Genomic DNA, 17813 nt, shown 5'->3' on the forward strand with positions numbered 1-17813 from the left:
GATCCGTCCAGCACGGGTCTGCTTCTAAACCTAGCGAACCTCGATCATGCGATCCGGCGAATGGCCGCTTTCCACCCCAACAGCGGAACCTCAATGCATTCCCGCAGGTGATATTAGCTGACATTAGCCTGCCAAATCGCCGACAATAGACCAAGTGCGGGGGCACTTTTGGGGGGCACTTGTGATTGCTCTTGAAAAGAAATTAAAAAATATCAAGCCATTGTACGGAATGTGTGGGTCACGTAAGCGCACCACCTTTAACGATGGCGGAAACCCCAGTTCTTGGTGCCCCTATAGACGACTGCTGAGAACTTTTGGGCCGTATGGCGGGGCAGGTGACCGCTTCGCCTCATTTCGGAAGATCAAATTATTCTCAAGAATGCCTAAAAGCGGACCGGCAGCTTTGCTCCGATAGTTGGTACCGCCATTGTCCGATACTGGTTGATCTGGTGACATTCAGCTTTCCGGCTTTAGGTCGGAGATAAACGACATTCGCGGAGGTCGGAGTTGGGGCGGGATCGTGCCGACCCTGCAAATTACTAGACCGCAAACCGTCGCCCATCCATCAGCCATCGCCCTCCGCCTCAAGGACAGCAGCCATCGGAGTGGTTCTCGGCAGGCTTTGGAATGTCTGCTGCAATTCTCCCGGAACGGCCGCGCGCATTGCCAATCGCCAGATACCGAACGCGCCGCCCCATGCGGCGAGAGCTCCGATGATTATGAAGAGTCCGGTAGGGCCGAACGCGCCCATTCCGGCCGAACCGACAAGCGGGCCGGCCACCGCTCCTGCGGAATAGACAAGAACGAGACCACCGCTGGCGGATATCCGCTCCTCTTCGGTAAGGTGGTCGTTCGAATGCGCCACACACAAGGGGTAGAGGGCGAAAGCAAAGCCGCCGAACAGACTGCCCAGTGCAATCGTTCCGGTGGGCCCCAGCGGAAGCAGGGCGATGGCCGCGCACACTGCTGCAGCGGCCACGAAGCACAGGATGACTATCAACCGCCGGTCGAAGCGATCGGAAAGCAGGCCGAGTGGATATTGCAGAGCGACCCCGCCTGCGATGACGCACGACGTGAAAAGCGCGACCTGCGACAGGCCCATGCCGATCCGCTGTATGTAGACTGCGCCCAATGCATAGAAGGCGCCCAGCATCGCCCCCGTCATCAGCGTGCCGACAATGCCTAGGGGCGATGCCTTGTATAGCCGACGCAAGGAAAAAGGCGCGACAGCTTCGATACGGGGCTGTTCCATGCGCGTAAGCAGGACGGGCAAGAGGGCGATCGACAGCAGGATAGCCGACACCATGAACGGAAGGTCGGGTGCATTATCGCCAAGGTTGAGCAGGAATTGCCCAGCCGCTTGCCCGCAATAGAGCGCGATCATGTAGAAGGCGAGCACTGCGCTACGGTTTTGCGGACTCGCCTGCTGGTTCAGCCAGCTTTCGAGGCAAACAAACACGCCGGCCATCGCAAATCCGTCGATGAAGCGCAGCGCCGTCCACACGCCGGGGTGATCGATGATCGCGTAGGTCAGGCTGCTCGCCGAATAGACGGTCACGAAAGCGGCAAAGGCACGAATATGGCCGATGCGGGTAATGACTTTCTCGACCCGAAGCGATCCCAGCATCAGCCCGGCAAAGTAGCTGGTCGCGACAAGCCCGATGATCCCCGCCGAAGCTCCGGCAAGCTCAAGCCTGATTGCGATCAGCGTCGAAAGAAATCCGCTCCCCATCATGAGGATGAAGATCGCGACGAGAAGTGCGCGAACGGGATAGGCGGACGACATCATAATTGCGCCCGTATTCTCGCCCGGCGATCGCTTCAAGCCCAACGCACGGTTCGACATCGAGGCGGTGGACCGTTAGGCCGACGTAATGGACCAGATAGGCTTCGATGATTTTCTCAAGGTGGACATCCGCAGCGGCACCGTGATCGCCGCGGATCCCTTTCCAGGGGCCCGGAAGCCGGCGATAAAGCTTCGCGTAGATTTCGGCGCCGAGATCGGGGTGAAAAAGAGCTCTGCACAGATCACCGATCTCTATGCGCCGGCGGATCTGGTCGGGCGCAAGGTCATGGCCGTGGTGAATTTCCCTCACCGCCAGATCGGCCCCTTCATGTCGGAAGTTCTCGTGCTTGGATTCCCCGATGCGGACGGCAGGATCGTGCTCGCTTCGCCGGGTGATGCACCCGATGGCGCGCGATTGGCCTAAAGCGCCAGGGGGCCGAGCGCATCCTTTAGCGGTTCGAGCCAGGGCTCATAGGGCTTCCAGGCATCCTGCCCGCTGCGATTGATCGGTTGGCGTACCTGCTCGCTGCTGGCGGTGCGAACTGCTCGCTTCGACTTGTGGAAGTCGAGACAGGCTTCTTCGAAAGGGAGGTTGCAGTATTCCAGGATTCGGCGCGTCTGACCTTCCAGATCGTCGAGTACGTCCTCGTGGTGCACACGCAGGATCTTGCCTGGGAGTACATTGTCCCAGTGTTCCATCAGTGCGACGTAGTCGGAGTAGTAACGACCGACTTCGGTTAGCCCGTAGGTGAACTCCTGCCCTTCGGCGAACAGCTGTTTGAAGCCGGAGAAACAGCAATCCATCGGCGCGCGGCGGGCGTCGATGATCTTCGCGTTCGGCAGGATAAGGTGGATCAGGCCGATGTGACGGAAGTTGTTCGGCATCTTGTCGATAAAGAAGGGTGCGCCCTGCCGATGGACGCGGGTTTCCTCGATGAACTGCTGACCGAATTGCGCAAGCTGCTCGAGCGACAGGTCGTGAAGCACCTCCGGATAGTTCGACTGGCCCGCCCTGCGACCGCGCAGTTTGTGGGCAAGGGCGAGGATATTGGGCAGTTCCATCGTTCCGTCGACCTGGCTGTGGCTCGCCAAAATTTGCTCCAACAACGTCGAGCCGGCGCGCGGAAGGCCGAGGATGAAAATTGGGTCGGGCGCCGCATGCCCTGCACCCGAGTGGGAATCGAAGAGCTCCTTCGTGCAGATCTCTGCCTGCCGTGAAAGCTCCTCGCTCATCGCATCGGCACTGTAGCGGGTCTGGGCGCGTTTGAGCGCATTGCCCTCGTCGTAAAAACGGAAGGATTCTTCATATTCCCCGCGATCTTCATATGCCTTGCCGAGGCCAAAGGAGAGGTGGACCCGGTCCATGAAGCCCAGTTCGGGTCTCTCCACCTGCGCCCGCATTGCTGCGATCTCTTCGTCGGGAAAGCTGTAGGTCTTCAAGTTTGCAAGTGCATAATAGGCGTCGCCATGGTCGGGCTTTGCGGCAAAGGCGGCGCGGTAGCTAGCGACCGCCGCTTCCTGCTTACCCGTCGTCTTGAGTGCATGGCCGCGGCTGGTGAGCGTGGCGGCATCTCCCGGCAGTTTTTCGAGCACCGCGTCGAACAGTTCGAAAGCGCGGTCGAAGTCGCCTGTCTGCATGCTCTCGATCGCGAGATGCGATTGGAACAGCGGGTTTTCCGGATCGCGGGCGTACAAGCCCTCTGCCTCATCGCGTGCTTTCTCGAATTTTTGGCGCCGGCGAAGCGCATCGATATAGTCGAGACGCACCTGCACATTGTCCGGCTCGAATGCTGCTGCGCTGTCGAGCAGGAACTCGGCATCGTCGAGGATGCCCAGCTTGATGCCGATCTGCGCGAGCAGGCGCATGCCTTCCACATTCCTCGGATTGGCGCGCAGGAAATGGCGACAGATTTCCTCTGCCCGCAGCAAGCGCCCTTCGTGAAGGTGGTGTGTAACTGCCACCAGCTCGCGTGGTAGCGCGGCGATACGCTCGGCCTGTGCCTTGGCGGCGGCGGCCTCAGCCATGCGGCTAGCCCCTTGAAGTTCATCTGCCAATGCACGCCAACTCGCATCGAGTGCGGGGTTGAGGCGCGTCGCCAGCGAATAGGCAGCGATCGCATCATCCCTGCGGCCCTGTGCGCGGGCAAGGTGCCCGGCCTCCTGCCAGGCGCGGCCGTATTCGGGCATGGCATGGTGAAGGGCCTGCAAATGGCTCTGCGCGCGGCCGAACTGTTTGAGATAACGTGCAGAGACGGCCGCCATATAACGCGCCTCGGTGTCGTCCGGCGCATTGGCCAGCATCTCGTCCGCGAGCTCTGCACCGCGTGCAAAGTCGCCCGCCTGAAGCGCCTGCTGCGCTGCCTTCAATGTACTCTCACGCGCCGTCATGCGTGTGCCCTTAACAAGCGAAAGCGGCGGAAGCGATGCCCAAGCCCGCTCCCGCCGCCAGTTCTTCGATTAGCTTCGCCGATCAGTAATCGAAGCCGACCCGCAGCCCCACGGTGAGCGGGCGGTTGGTGGTGATCCGTGCGCGATCGTTGACGAAGTTGCCCGAGATCTGTGCTCGCTCATCGAACAGATTGTCGGCGTAGAGTTCGACGCTCCACTGGTCGCTCTTCACGCCTGCGGACAGGTTGGCGATCGTGTAGCTGTCAAGTTCGAGCTTGTTGATCTCGATCACATCGGTGAACTTCGATGCCGAGTACGAAACCTGTGGCTGGATGAAGGCCATCCAGTCGCTCGAAAGGTCCCATTCGTAGCGGAGACGCAGATTGCCCTGGAAGCTCGGCGCGAAAGCCAGGTCTTCACCCACGACCACGTCTTGTGTCGGGATTAGCACCTCGGTGATTTCCGTGTCGAGGATCGAAAAAGCGCCCGCAACAGTCAGCCCCGGCACCGAGTAGGGTGCATAAGTGAAGTCGCCTTCGATACCCATGATCTCCGCATTCGCAGCGTTCGCCGAGAAGAACAGGTTGGTGATCGAGGGGTCGAAGATGGTGGTCTGCAGATTGGTGATATCGACGTAGAAGGCGCTGCCGTTGAAACGCACCTGCCCATCGGCAAGGTCGAGCTTCCAGCCCAGCTCGTAGTTCGCCACCTCGTCGGTATCGAGCTCGTAGGGAACCGTGAAGCCGGCGCCATTGGTAGCGCCGCCGGGACGGTTGAGGAGTCCCGGTCGATAGCCTTCCGAATAGGTGCCATAAAACAGCAGGTCCGGCGTAGGCGTGTAGGTTAGCGTGCCCTTGAAGATCACGCCTTCCGCCTTCGCCACGTCGGGGGCCCCGACCGGGCCGTTGCCACCGAACTGGAACGAGATATTCGTACCCGCCCGCTGCTGGTCGACACGCTGGTCGGCCGGGACGCCGGTGTTGGCGCCGAAGACAGGCGAGTTGAGGTTGAAGAACGAGCTGTTCGCACTGCCCGCAAGATCGACCTCGACGTTGTAGTAACGCGCGCCGCCGGTAATCGTCAGGATATCCGGCACGATGTCGAAGCTCGCCTCGCCGAAGATGCCGATCTGCTCGTCGGTCCGGAGGATGTCGTTGCGGAAAATGGTTTCGGGAGCGAACGGTCCGGGGTCGCTGAAATATCCTGCTGCGGCCGAATTGATCTCACCCGGAGGCGCAGTGATGTCGGTCAGCGGATAGTTGGGCAGGAAGCCCGTGGTCACACCGTCCGAACCGCGCACCTGCACATTCGAGAAGTAGTTGAAGTTGTTGAGCTCTTTCAGCTCGAGATCGCTGTAGAACGCACCACCGGTGAAGCGGAAGCGCCAGTCGTCGGGCGTGCTGAAGCGCAGCTCCTGCGTGAACACTGTCGTATCCGTAGTCGAGTCCACGGCGAGGTTCGGTGCGTAGCAGGTCGGATCTGCCGGAGCGTTGGTGACATAGCCGGGGTACACGACTGCCGTGTCGCAGATATAGTACGGCAGGTACTGTCCCACGTAGAGGTAATCGGTGTAGTCTACATTCTGCTGCGTACGGCGATCGGTATATGCGCCAGTATACACGATATCGAGCATCGCGAGACGACCTTCGACGGTCCAGGATGTGTTCGAAAATTCGTCGTTCAGCCGGTCTTCTTCGTAGCGCTGGATCTGCAGATCATCGAGACCGTCGAGTTCCGGATCGGCGAAGAAGACCCCGTCGCTTTCCACTTCCTGCTGCGTGTGCGCGACAGTGATGGTCCAATCGGGCGTGATTTCCCAAAGCGCCGTGCCGCGGAAGCCGAGATAGCTGGTGTCGTTGAAGTCTTCCTCGACCAGCGCAGCATTGTCGGCGGCGATGAAGGTGACACCGCTGAGGTCTGCGTTCTGCTGGAAACCGGCGCGTAGCGCGCTGACCGGAACGCCATTGGCGCGGACTGTGCCTTCTGGACGGAAACGGGCGCTCTCGCTGGCATCGACCGTGCCTGCGACATTGTCGATATAGCCGCCCTGGTGCTCGTAATAGACGACCCCGCGCAAGGCGATGGTGTCGCTCACGGGCGCGTTGATCATGAACTCGCCCTTGTAGCTCGCTTCGCCGCCATCGGTGAAGGAAAGGCCTGCATCGACACTGGCGTCGAAACCGGACAGGTCGGGCTTGTTGGTGATCAGGCGAACCACACCGGCCTGCGAGCTGGCACCGAACAGCGTGCCCTGCGGACCGGAGAGGACTTCGATACGCTCCAGGTCGGCCGCGTATACGTCGAGGTTACGGCCGGGCTGCGCCAGCGGCTGCTCGTCGAGATAGAGCGACACGTTCGGGGCAAGGCCAGCCACACCGGCGGTCGTTAGGTTCGGCGTGGTCGAGGCAAGGCCGCGGATATAAATCGTGCTCTGCCCCGGGCCGCTCCCGCCGGCAGTGACGGTAGGCAGCTGCTCCAAGTAATCCTCGAACGTGTCGATACCGAGCTCGTCGAGCTGTTCCTCACCGATCGCCGCGACCGAGACGGGCACGTCCTGCAGATCTTCGCTACGTTTCTGCGCGGTCACGACGATGGTTTGAACCCCGCCCTGGCGCTGTTGCTGCGCGGGCGCGTCGGTCTGTGCGGTGGTGTCCTGCGCGACGGCAGGTGCAGCGATGGCAATGGCGAGCGCGCTTACGGACGCGCCGCTTACAAATGTCTTCATTTTGGAAGATTCCCCCAATTCGGACCTTGATTTTGCACCCGACCGGACGGCGGGCAAATATTCGTGATCGGGATTGAGGCACAATCCCGCTCGACGAAATCAATAGGGTCGCGATTGCAGCCCGGCCACCGTCTCCCGGGCAATTTTCCGAATGAATTGGAGTCTGTTGCGAAAGGACAACATATCCATTCTAAGGGAAGAATAGATTAAGCTTCAAATTCGAAATCTGTTTATCAATTGTATTTTTACTTCGAAGTGTGTCATTTTACGGTTTTACGCTCAAGAGCAATTTAAAGTAGTTTCAAATAGCAATCTTTCTATTCGACGCGTTTGCGATTCTTTAGTGCAAACTCTTGTTCAGTCTTTACTTTGCTGCGCTCCATTCTGCACATCCTTCGGCAGTAGTCGGCACTCCGTGGCGTTTGCGCCGGATGTCGAACACCACTGCCTTGATGATGGAAATCGCCATCAGAGCGACCACAAAGGAGAACGGCAGCGCACCGATAATCATCGTGATCCGGATCGCATCAATCCCGCCAAGGATCAGCATCGAACCGACGACGAAGGCCAATGCGGCGCCCCAGAACAGGATGTGGTAACGGCGCTGGCCCTCTGTCTCCCCCGCGCCATTGATCGTGTTCACGATCAGGATCGCACTGTCGGCCGATGTCACGAGATAGGTCATCAGCAGCAATACGACGAGCCCGGACACCACTCCCGCGACACCCGGCGACAGCAAAACCGAAAGCGTAGCGAAGAGCTGGTCCGAAATTCCGGTGCCGACGATCGAACCGCCGGCTGCACCGCTGAGCTCGAGATTGATCGCCGTTCCGCCAACCAGCGTCATCCAGACAAAGCACATGAGCGAGGGCACGAGCACAACGCCAAGGACATATTCCCGCACAGTCCGTCCGCGTGAAATGCGCGCGATGAACATCCCCACGAAGGGCGCGAATGCGATCCACCAGGCCCAGTAGAAGACCGACCAGTCGAGCTGCCATTGCACCAGCGCATCTCCGGTCTCACCGCCGCCGGGAAACAGCGTCAGCGAATTGGGCACCAGCGTGCGGAGATAGTCCCACAGCCCGACGAACAGGTATTCCAGTCCCAGCAGGCCCGAACCCACAATTGCGAAAAGGGCCAAGAGGGCGAAGGATAGCGCCATATTGAGGTTGGACAGCCACTTGATGCCCTTGCCCACGCCCGAAAGCGCGCTGATGGTCGAAGCTCCGACGAGCACCAGCAGTGAAATGACGACCGCCATGGCCGAAGACGACCCGTCGGAATCCAGCAGCCAGTCGCCAAGGCCAAGCCGCGCCAGGCCGGCTACGAATTGCTCGACCCCGAAGCCCATCGTGACGGCCACGCCAAGGATCGTCGCGACCACGGCGACGATGTCGATCACATGTCCCCATATGCCCGACATGCGCAGCCCGAACAGCGGCGCCAGCGCGCTGCGGATCGTAAGGGGCAGGTTGCGGCGATAGGCGACATAGCCAATCGCAAGCCCCACCAACGCGTAGCTGCCCCAGGCCGCGAACCCCCAGTGCAGGAAGGTGTATATATAGGCGGGCCTGACCGCTTCTGCGGACAGCGGCTCGATCGTTCCGCGAATGATATCCGGATTGTTTGCGAAATGCGCGAGTGGCTCGCCCGTAGAATAGGTCAGCATCCCGATCCCGATGCCGGCCCCGAACAACATGGCGAACCAGGAGAACCGCCCGAACTCCGGCGCCTCATCTTGCGCGCCGATCTTGAGGCGCCCCGATGCGGGCCACAGTGCAAGCAGGAAGCAGACGGCCATCAGCGAAGCAACCAGGTAGACATACCAGCCCGAGAAGCTGGCAATGATCGTCGAATTGGCCGCACTCAGTGTTTCGCTGGCGCTGACCGGAAAGAAGATCGCCCACATGATGATCAGCGACACGATGATCTTCGAAGGGATCGTCACGGCCCGACTGAAACCGTCGTAAAAGCCGCGATCATGCGTATCGATGGGCAGTTCGACGAGCGGCGGCGCTACGGGAGCGTCGTCAATGGAGTGCATGGGATGATCATCCTGTCGGGCTGCGCGCTGAGGCAAGGGAAAGCGCGAACGGATGCAATCTTGCCGCGCATGAAGGTTCACCGAAGCATAGATAACGGCCCGAACAATGCAAACTCGGCTCGGGCGGAGTGGCAGTTGTCGCACCGGGATCGCCAAGGGTTGCGTCTTGCTTCAACCGATCTTGGGAACACTAGTAGACCAGAGAAGCATGGGCGCCCTGCAATCCATGTCGGGTCGTACTCGTAAGACCGCTATTGTTTGCATGGCGAGCTTGCCGGCTCAATCTACGTGGAAATTCCGCGGAAGAAGGGGGCGAAATAGTCGGTTGCGGCGACGGTGCTGAAAGGGTTGCCGCCCATCGTGCCGACGAGGCCGGCGCTGACTGTGATATTCCGCAGGGCTGCGAGGATCAGTAGCTCGAGCTTCTCTACTTGCGTCTCGCGTCGGCTGCCCTCTTCGGAACTCTCGGCGAGGAGACGCGCCATGCGCGCAGCGATGCCTTGCCATTCGGCTTCTGCGATTGCCTCCCTCGCGCTTGGCAGTGACGTGTAGATACACGCCCTCAGCATGGGCTCGAGATTGGAGACGTGTTCCGAATAAAGCTTGGCCAGGCCGGCTTCGATCCTGGGGAGGACAGGGCCGGGCGCCGCATCGATCGAATCCAGGATCGCCAGGATGCGCGCATGCGATCGCCGGGCGCAGGATTCGAGAAGCTCGTCCTTGTCGGCGAATGTGTAGTAGAATGTGCCGCGGCTGACGCCAAGGTCGTCGGCGAGGGCATTCAGGGAAAATCCGGCATAGCCGCGCTGGTTGAAGCTGCGGATGCCAGCACGCTCGAAGGCGTCGCGCTTCAGCCGGTTGCGCTCTTCCCGATTGAACAGGAGATCGGTTGTTCCGTTTGAGAGCTGGAGCGACGGCGGGTCCATGGCCTCGCTGCCCTTCGCAATGCCATCGCGCAGGAGGCGAACAAGGGCTTCGATCTGCCGTTCGTGACGCCGAGCCGGAATGGCTGCGAGCCACGGCCCGATCCAGGCAGGCATTGTCCACAATAGCAAAGTCGCGCCGCGGCTGCTCCCCTGGGACGAAGCGGAGGAAAGGAACTTCTCGATAGCTTCGAGCTGTGCTGCGATGCGGGCGGCGACCCGATTGTGTGCTGGCTCGCCCAGAGCATTCAGGTCGTTCAGAATTGCGGGCTGCGCGCGGGCGTTGATCTGCGCCTGTGACTGCATCTGGCCAACCTGCCTGATCCAGGTGCCCGCCTGCGCGATACCGCCGGTCTCTTCGCGCGCCGAGTCGATGAAGCCGTCGAGAAGATCGCAAGTTCGCATATAGGCCGCTTCGAGCAGCGCGCCTTTGGAGTCGAAATGGTAGCTGATGCTGGCCTTGGTGGCATCGAGCGCCTCGGCGATGTCTTCCAGCCGGACATCGTGAAAGCCATGCTCGTTGAACTGCGCGCTGGCCTCGGCGAGAATCAGCTCGCGCTTATCGTCTCGCTCGGCCTTGCGCAGTGTCGTTACCGCCATGCTGCACATCTTTCCTGAGAGACCCCCAAGCACAAGCGGGAAATGATCCGCTGCGCAAAAACTGAACGAGGTGTACAAACTTCCTTGACTGGGTTCAAGTTTCCCGTAGCTTCAGGCCCAAGAAAGAACGGGGAGGATCACATGAATTTTCGACGCACTTCGCTTCTGTGCGGATCGGCGCTCGCTCTGGCGGCAATGGTCGGGGCGACACCGCTAGCGGCACAGCAGGCAAACGAGGGTGAGGAGGCCGACGATACGGTCGCTTCCGACGCCGCCGAAGAGGATGAGGACGATCTTATCATCGTTACGGGTTCTCAGATTCGTGGGGCCCGGATCGACGATGTGCTTCCGGTCACGCGTGTCGACGAAGAGCAGATCGAAGCGATCAATCCGGGTTCGGGCGACGAGCTGTTCCGGGCGATTCCGCAGGCGGGCTTCGTCGCTTTCAACGAGCAGAATACGACCGGTGGTATCAATGGCGTGCGCGGCGACGTGGCTTCGATCAACCTGCGCGCCCTGGGAACGGGCAATACCCTGCTGTTGCTGAATGGTCGCAGGATGGTGAACGACCCCGGTTTCCAGACCGAACTGCTGGTGCCGGTGGTTTCCCCCGACACCAACACCATCAGCCCGGGCAGCGTGCGCCGGGTGGAAGTGCTGCGCGACGGCGCATCGGCCATTTACGGCGCGGATGCGGTAGCCGGTGTGGTCAACACCGTGCTCAAGGGGGGACTGGATGGCGGGTTCCTCCAGGCGAACTATCGCCTCTCCGATGGCATCGGATTGTACAATTTCAGCCTGCGTGGCGGGATCGGCTTCGATTTCAACGATGGCCGGACGAACTTCACGGTTTACGGCAACTACTTCCATGAGAATGGGGCGCCTGCCAGCGACCGCTTCTATTCGCGCAGCAGCGATCGCCGTTTCGACCCACGACTGGTCGGCACGCCCTACGAGCAGGACACCAATTTCCGTAACACGTCGACGTTCACGCCCTGGGGGCAGTTTGATATCCAGGGTTCCGGAGCGCGGACAGCGACGGACATTGGTGACGACGACTTCCAGATCCAGCCAGACAGTTTCAGCGGGTGCCGGCTTGACCTTGGCAACGGTATCTGTGCCGACAATGGCACCTCCGTCGATGTCGCCCTGCGTTACGACCTCGACGCCGATCGCGACCTCTATTCGGAAAAGGATCGCTACAATTTCAGCACCTTGCTGACCCATGAGTTCGGAGCTGGTCTCGAGCTCTACTGGGAAGGATCCTACTATCGTTCCGAAAGCAATCGCCAGAGCCAGGGTAGCGCGCTTCTCAGCGCTGTTCCCATCGGCATTTCGCGGGATGCCTACTGGAACCCGTTCGGCGCGGAGTTCTTCCCCGACGGCTCACCCAATCCGAACCGCCTGCAGAGCGGCATTGACGGCGTCGGGCCTGACGGGCGCGACGTCATTCTGGAGCGCTATCGCGTCCTCGATGCGGGGCTGCGCCAGATTGAGGTGACCAAGGACGTCTACCGCGCCGTGCTCGGCCTGCGCGGTGAATTCGGGGCGTGGGATTTCGACACGGGCTTCCTCTATAGTCACGCCAACAAGACAGACCTGACCCGCAATCGGATTTCGAACACCGCGTTCCAGGATGCGATCAACCGCTCTACCCCGGACGCCTACAATCCGTTCAACGGAGGCTGCTATTTCCCCGATCGCGAGGTGGCGCCTGCCAATGGCGATTGCACGCCAAATGCGGAATCCATTCTCGACGGCATCCGCATCGACGTTTTCCGCAAGGGTGAGACCACGCTTGCGCTCTGGGACTTCAAGGTATCGCGTGACGATCTCTTCACCCTGCCGGGTGGACCAGTCGGCATCGCCACCGGCATCGAGTTCCGGCGCGAGACATTCGAGGATGATCGCGATCCGCGCCTCGATGGCACGATAACCTTCACCGATTCCGTTACCGGAGACTTCTTCGGCAGCGACGTGATGAATTCGAGCCCGTCCCCGGACACGAGCGGCGATCGGAACGTCTATTCTGGCTTCGCGGAAGTCTTCGTCCCGCTCGTGTCGGACGATATGGACATTCCTCTGATCCAGAATCTGAGCATCCAGCTGGCCGGGCGCTTCGAACGTTTCGACGACATCAAGGAAACCGCAATAGTCCCGCGTGTCGCGGCGTCTTGGTCGCTATTCGACAGCCTCATGGTCCGCGGCGCCTGGTCGCAGGGTTTCCGCGCACCGAACCTGGTGCAGGTGAACGATCTTGGTACGACCCGCGTGAACACGCGTGACGATTACGTGCGCTGCTATGCCGAGATCCTCCAGGGCGATATCGATACGTTCGACGATTGCACGGGCACCGGCACTGTCAGCCTGCGGACGGGTACGAACGTGCTCAAACCGGAGGATACAGAGAGCATCAATGTCGGCGTGGTCGTCACCCCGACATTCCTGCCCGGCCTGACGCTCACTGCCGATTACTGGCGCGTCGAGCAGAAAGGTATCGTCGGGGTATTCGGGGATGACAATGCGCTGGCGCTGGATCTCTTGCGCCGACTGCAGGGTTCGACCAACCCCAACGTCATCCGCGACACGCCCGATCAGGACCGGATCGACCTGTTCGCTGGTACCGGGCTCGACCCGGCAGGCGATGTCATCCAGGTGCTCGATCCCTATCGCAATCTCGACAGCCGGATCGTCAAGGGTTGGGACTTCGGGATGGATTATCAGATACCCGATTTCGGTGCCGGCGATTTCAGCCTGCAGTTCAATGCCGCCTTGCTCGATAGCTTCTTCCAGTCGCCGGGTCCGGACGGTCAGGAATTGCTTGATGCAGTGGCCGACGGCACGCTGCCAGAGAGCATCGTGATCGACAATATCGGCGAGCAGCGCGAACAGAACGGGCGTCCGAAATGGCGCTGGACCGGCGGGGTCAACTGGCGCTCCGGTCCGGTGCGAGTCACCTGGTTCGGCCGCTACGTTGGCGGGGTCTACGATTCCAGCGTCACGCAGAATGCGACCGACATCAACGGCAATGCCAACCCCGATCCGGGAGCGCTCTATCGCGTGGACGACTGGTTCACCATGAATGCGGCGATCAGTTACACCATCGAGAACGGAACTGCGATCGATGGCACCCGCCTGCGGTTCGGGGTGAACAACATCACCGGTGAAGCGCCGCCTCTTGCCGACCAAAGCTATGGCTTCTTCAGCGGACTTCACAATGCCCGCGGACGTCAATTCACTTTCGAAATTCGCAAGAACTTCTAAACACCACGGAGCGGGCGGTCCTAGGCCGCTCGCTCCGCATTCTCACGTAGCATTTTCCCGTTGTCGCCGCACCCGGACAGGGCACGGGCACTGTCGGGAAGCAGGGTAGGACGGCTGGATGACCACCACTGATGCGGGCCCGAGGTCGGACATTGCGCTTCACCAGCGTATCGGCCTCGTACTGGGGCCGGTTGCTGCCCTTGGACTTCTTGCGTTCTTCCATCCCGAGGGCTTGTCGGAAGCGGGCGTCAGGACGGCCGCCATCGCCGCACTAATGGCGATCTGGTGGGGCACCGAGGCGGTCCCAATCTCGGTGACGGCATTCCTTCCGATGGTCCTTTTCCCGTTTCTCGGCGTCCTGCCGATGGCCGAGACTGCACCGCTCTACGCCCATCCGATCATCTACCTGTTCTTCGGGGGCTTTGTCATGGCGCTCGCCATCGAACGATCGGGGCTCCACCGGAGGGTCGCACTTCGCATCTTCCACCTCGCCGGGATGGACGGCCGATCCCTGATCGGCGGTTTCATGCTCGCGGCAGCGCTAATCAGCATGTGGATTTCCAACACCTCCACGGCGTTGATGCTGCTGCCGATCGCCATGTCGGTCATCGTCGTGATCCGGGAGGGGATGAGCGAACTAACCCCGGTCCAGCGCTCCGATTTCGAGACTGCCCTGCTCCTGGGCCTTGCTTACGGCGCGACGCTGGGCGGTGTTGCGACGCTGGTTGGCACGCCTCCCAATGCTTTCATGTCGGGCTTCCTCGAAAGCAATTATGGCATCACGATCGATTTTGCGCGCTGGATGCTGGTCGGCGTGCCGGTCACGGTTATCATGCTGCCACTGACATGGATCGTGTTGACGCGGCTCGTGTTCAAGGTCGGCTTCCGATCCACCGACGACGCGCGTGCACACCTCGCCCGGCTGGGTAGCGATCTGGGGAAGGCGACCACCGCGGAGAAGCGCGTGGGCATCCTTTTCCTGGTACTTGTCGCCGCGTGGATCCTGCGCTCGCCGCTCGAGGGGAGACTTGGTCTCGAAGGTGTTACCGACGCCGGTATCGCGATGGCTGTGGCACTTGCAGCATTCATCCTGCCGGCCGGATCGCGGAGCGGCGCGCTAGTGTGCTGGGAAGATACGCGCGACCTGCCGTGGGGCGTGCTCATACTGTTCGGCGGTGGTCTCGCGCTGGCTGGAGCGATGACCCAGTCCGGCTTGACCCAATGGATCGGCCAGTCGCTGGCGCCGCTTGGTGCAATCAATATCGCGGTTCTTGTGGTGGCCGCGACGCTGCTGGTGATTTTCCTCACCGAACTGACCAGCAACCTCGCGACCACTGCGACGTTTCTGCCGGTCATGGCAGCCGTTGCGGTCGAAACGGGCCAGGACCCGCTGCTCTTCGTGGTGCCGGTCACCCTCGCTGCCAGCTGCGCCTTCATGCTTCCCGTGGCCACTCCGCCCAATGCGATCGTCTTCAGTTCGGGTTCGGTTTCCATCCCACGAATGATGCGCGCGGGCGTCGTGCTCAACCTTATCGGCGTTGCGGTGCTGACGGTGGTTTCGCTCTATCTCGTCCCGATGGTTTTCGGCTAGACGCGCGATATGGCAAGGCTTCGCGCTACGACCCGTTTCCTTGCAGGCGTAGCAGCCTGCCTGGCCTTTTCGACATCTGCTCTTGCGCAGGAAGACGTCGCCGAGATCTTCGAACAGGCAGAGACCAACCGCCTCGTCATGGAGGTCGAGGTCGCAATTGCGCGGGCACAAGCCGATCTTGGGATAATTCCGAAAGATGCTGCCGACGAAATAGCTCGCACCGCAAATCCTGAAACGGTCTCGGTAGAGGAGTGGAGGGCGGAGTACGATGTTGTCCGTCACCGGCTCGTGGCGCTGCTCAACGTCTGGCGCCGTTCGCTGTCGCCTGAAGCAAGCAACGCCCTGCATTTCGGCCCGACGACAGTGGACATCTACGATGCAGTCATGGTCCTCCAGTTACGTCGCAGTATCCAGAGCCTGAGAGAACGTATGTTCGCGAACGAGCGCGCCATGATCGCGCTGGCGCAGGAACATCGCGATACGCCGATGGTCGGGCGCACTCTCGGCCAGCACGCTCTGACGATTACCTTTGGCAAGAAGGTGGCCGTGTGGGCAGATGCGAACCGCAGGAATATCGATCGTCTGGGTGCGGTCCATTGTCGCCTCGGACGTCTCGGCGTGGTCAAGGGCGCGGTGGGAACCCATCTAGGTCTCGGCGATCAGGCGGTCGAGGTGGAGCAGCGAGCGGCTGCCTATCTCGGGCTTGGTCCTCTATACCCAGCGGATTGGCACGGGATGCGCGATGTCTTTGCGGAGTATGCCATGACGCTGGCGCTGGTTGCTCGCGTGAATGCGGGGATCGGGCAGGAGGTATTCATGCTCCAGATGACCGATATCGGCGAGGTTTACGAGGAACGTCCTGGCGATGCAGTCAGCAGCAGTACGATGCCGCACAAGCGCAATCCCAGTCGCTCGGAAAGCCTCATGCACCTGGGCCGCACTATACCTGCCCAAGCGAGCGTCCTGGTCGACGATGTCGCAAATTTCTTCGAGCGCGATAACACCTCGCACCCCAACCGTTCGCTCGAGCAGATATCGATCGATGCTGCGGCCAGCGTCCGGGACCTCTCGGTCCTGCTGCGCCGCCTGCAGGTCGACCCGGACAGGATGCGGGCAAATCTGGGGCAGACCGACGGGATGATCCTCGCCCAGCGCATCGTCTTCGACCTGAAGGACGTGATCGGCAAGGATCGTGCCGAGGAGCATGTCGCCCAGGCGGCGCAGCGCTCGCTGACAACCGGCAGGTCGTTCCGCGACGAGCTACTGGCGGATGCCGTTCTGGCCCCTCATCTCGAAGGACGCATCGATAGCCTTCTCGATTATTCGACCTATCTCGGCGACGCATCGGGGCAGGTCGAGCGGACCATCGCGATGCTCGAGGCAGCCCGGCCGGAGCTGGAGTGCGCTACCCGGCCATAAGCTCCGAGGAACCTGCCTTCCTCTTGCGCTCACGCCTCGCGAGCCCCCCGATCGCAAAGAACCCGAGCAGCAACATCAGCCAGGTCGAAGGCTCGGGCACTGCGCCGCCGGGTCCGCGATAATTAGTACCATAGGTCACAGTACCCGTTGGCCCGGATGGCAGGGGCGGAGGGGCATCCACCTGTACAAATTGGTAGAAGACCTGGAACGGGTCGAATTCGGCGCCTACCGCGGGTGTCAACGGATCGTCCGTCGCATTAAGCAACGAGGCGAATGATGCGAAGCTGTCGGCGCTCATGCTTGCAAGGGCGTTGATGCCCCCAGCGTTCCTCGGATCGCCGAATGCGACCTGGAAGCTCTCGCATAGGGTGGGATCCGCGCAATCGGGCTGCGACGTCGCGATTGTCAGGATCGAAGTGTAAGTCAGCACGGTCGACAGTCCCGGGCCGAGCGTTGCCAGCGGGAGCGAGAGGTCGGTCGCGCTCCAGTCGAGTACGTCCCATTCAGGATCGGAATTGGTGTCGTAGAGGAGGTTGTTGAAGCTCGAACCGTCGCTGGTGTTGAGCGTCAGCGGGGCGGTCGTCGCATCTCCGTCGGCAGAATAAATCAGGCCTTGGCGTATGCCCTGCTCCTGGGAGACGGTAAAATCGAAGCTGGCCACCGAATTCGAGCCGTCTTCCAGGAAGGAGTTGGCCAGGTGGCCTGGAGTGATCTGGGAATCGAAACGCAGGTCGACCGGATCCGAACCGAGGTTGGTCAGGAAGAAGGTGACCTCGGTGATCATCGTGATCGAGCACACGCCCACGCATGCTCCGTCCTGGAGGAAGAAGAAGCTTCCGCTGTCGAGCGTCCCCGTCAGCGAGAGTCCCATCTCCGAAACCCCTCCGGTATCGGAGACTACCGAGCGGTCGATTTCCGTCGTGCCGCCATTATCCGAACCAGAGCCCGATTGATCACCAACCTGATAGTCGTATCGGTTGGTGATCGTCGCGGTTTCGACGACCTGGGCCGCGATAGCCGTGGGTGACGCCAAGAGCGCCAGGCCTAATATCGTCTTCCTCATCACATTC

At 60.9% G+C, this 17813-nt stretch carries 10 protein-coding genes; 4 read left to right on the forward strand and 6 right to left on the reverse strand.

Going from position 1 to position 17813, the window contains the following annotated elements:
• Positions 1-565: 565 nt before the first annotated feature.
• Positions 566-1789, reverse strand: a complete 1224-nt coding sequence (locus K3146_RS00005) for an MFS transporter (protein WP_221544181.1) — start codon at positions 1787-1789, stop codon at positions 566-568.
• Positions 1790-1874: 85 nt separating this feature from the next.
• Between K3146_RS00005 and K3146_RS00010 the strand changes: the two genes are divergently transcribed.
• Positions 1875-2210, forward strand: a complete 336-nt coding sequence (locus K3146_RS00010; protein WP_221544182.1) for a tRNA-binding protein — start codon at positions 1875-1877, stop codon at positions 2208-2210.
• Here the strand turns inward: K3146_RS00010 and K3146_RS00015 are convergent.
• From K3146_RS00015 to K3146_RS00030, 4 genes are all read right to left on the reverse strand, one after another.
• Positions 2207-4174, reverse strand: a complete 1968-nt coding sequence (locus tag K3146_RS00015) for a tetratricopeptide repeat-containing sulfotransferase family protein (protein ID WP_221544183.1) — start codon at positions 4172-4174, stop codon at positions 2207-2209. The genes K3146_RS00010 and K3146_RS00015 overlap by 4 nt on opposite strands.
• 82 nt (positions 4175-4256) lie before the next feature.
• Positions 4257-6899 (reverse strand): TonB-dependent receptor, encoded by a 2643-nt coding sequence (locus tag K3146_RS00020; RefSeq protein WP_221544184.1) that lies wholly within the window; start codon positions 6897-6899, stop codon positions 4257-4259.
• Positions 6900-7263: 364 nt separating this feature from the next.
• The gene (locus tag K3146_RS00025; RefSeq protein ID WP_221544185.1) at positions 7264-8946 is read right to left on the reverse strand and encodes a BCCT family transporter; all 1683 of its coding nucleotides are present in this window, start codon (positions 8944-8946) and stop codon (positions 7264-7266) included.
• Positions 8947-9230: 284 nt separating this feature from the next.
• On the reverse strand, positions 9231-10469 hold the full coding sequence (locus K3146_RS00030; protein ID WP_221544186.1) for a TetR/AcrR family transcriptional regulator: 1239 nt from the start codon (positions 10467-10469) through the stop codon (positions 9231-9233).
• Between the two features lie 141 nt (positions 10470-10610).
• Here K3146_RS00030 and K3146_RS00035 point away from each other — a divergent pair, with 141 nt between their 5' ends.
• The 3 genes from K3146_RS00035 (at position 10611) to K3146_RS00045 (ending at position 16743) form a co-directional block, all read left to right on the forward strand.
• Complete coding sequence (locus K3146_RS00035; protein ID WP_221544187.1) at positions 10611-13733, forward strand: TonB-dependent receptor plug domain-containing protein; 3123 nt, start codon at positions 10611-10613, stop codon at positions 13731-13733.
• A gap of 118 nt (positions 13734-13851) precedes the next feature.
• The gene (locus tag K3146_RS00040; protein WP_221544188.1) at positions 13852-15324 is read left to right on the forward strand and encodes an SLC13 family permease; all 1473 of its coding nucleotides are present in this window, start codon (positions 13852-13854) and stop codon (positions 15322-15324) included.
• A 9-nt stretch (positions 15325-15333) separates the two neighbouring features.
• The gene (locus K3146_RS00045) at positions 15334-16743 is read left to right on the forward strand and encodes a lyase family protein (RefSeq protein ID WP_221544189.1); all 1410 of its coding nucleotides are present in this window, start codon (positions 15334-15336) and stop codon (positions 16741-16743) included.
• Here K3146_RS00045 and K3146_RS00050 read toward each other — a convergent pair.
• Positions 16730-17806, reverse strand: coding sequence for a PEP-CTERM sorting domain-containing protein (locus K3146_RS00050; RefSeq protein ID WP_221544190.1), 1077 nt, complete (start codon positions 17804-17806; stop codon positions 16730-16732). The genes K3146_RS00045 and K3146_RS00050 overlap by 14 nt on opposite strands.
• Positions 17807-17813 lie beyond the last annotated feature (7 nt).

It is taken from the genome of Qipengyuania vesicularis (genome assembly GCF_019711415.1).
Lineage (GTDB): Bacteria > Pseudomonadota > Alphaproteobacteria > Sphingomonadales > Sphingomonadaceae > Qipengyuania > Qipengyuania vesicularis.

Excerpts from the sequence above, each read along its gene's own strand:
- K3146_RS00005 (WP_221544181.1), bottom strand. The coding sequence starts at position 1,789 with ATGATGTCGTCCGCCTATCCCGTTCGCGCACTTCTCGTCGCGATCTTC.
- K3146_RS00010 (WP_221544182.1), top strand. The coding sequence starts at position 1,875 with ATGGACCAGATAGGCTTCGATGATTTTCTCAAGGTGGACATCCGCAGC.
- K3146_RS00015 (WP_221544183.1), bottom strand. The coding sequence starts at position 4,174 with ATGACGGCGCGTGAGAGTACATTGAAGGCAGCGCAGCAGGCGCTTCAG.
- K3146_RS00020 (WP_221544184.1), bottom strand. The coding sequence starts at position 6,899 with ATGAAGACATTTGTAAGCGGCGCGTCCGTAAGCGCGCTCGCCATTGCC.
- K3146_RS00025 (WP_221544185.1), bottom strand. The coding sequence starts at position 8,946 with ATGCACTCCATTGACGACGCTCCCGTAGCGCCGCCGCTCGTCGAACTG.
- K3146_RS00030 (WP_221544186.1), bottom strand. The coding sequence starts at position 10,469 with ATGGCGGTAACGACACTGCGCAAGGCCGAGCGAGACGATAAGCGCGAG.
- K3146_RS00035 (WP_221544187.1), top strand. The coding sequence starts at position 10,611 with ATGAATTTTCGACGCACTTCGCTTCTGTGCGGATCGGCGCTCGCTCTG.
- K3146_RS00040 (WP_221544188.1), top strand. The coding sequence starts at position 13,852 with ATGACCACCACTGATGCGGGCCCGAGGTCGGACATTGCGCTTCACCAG.
- K3146_RS00045 (WP_221544189.1), top strand. The coding sequence starts at position 15,334 with ATGGCAAGGCTTCGCGCTACGACCCGTTTCCTTGCAGGCGTAGCAGCC.
- K3146_RS00050 (WP_221544190.1), bottom strand. The coding sequence starts at position 17,806 with ATGAGGAAGACGATATTAGGCCTGGCGCTCTTGGCGTCACCCACGGCT.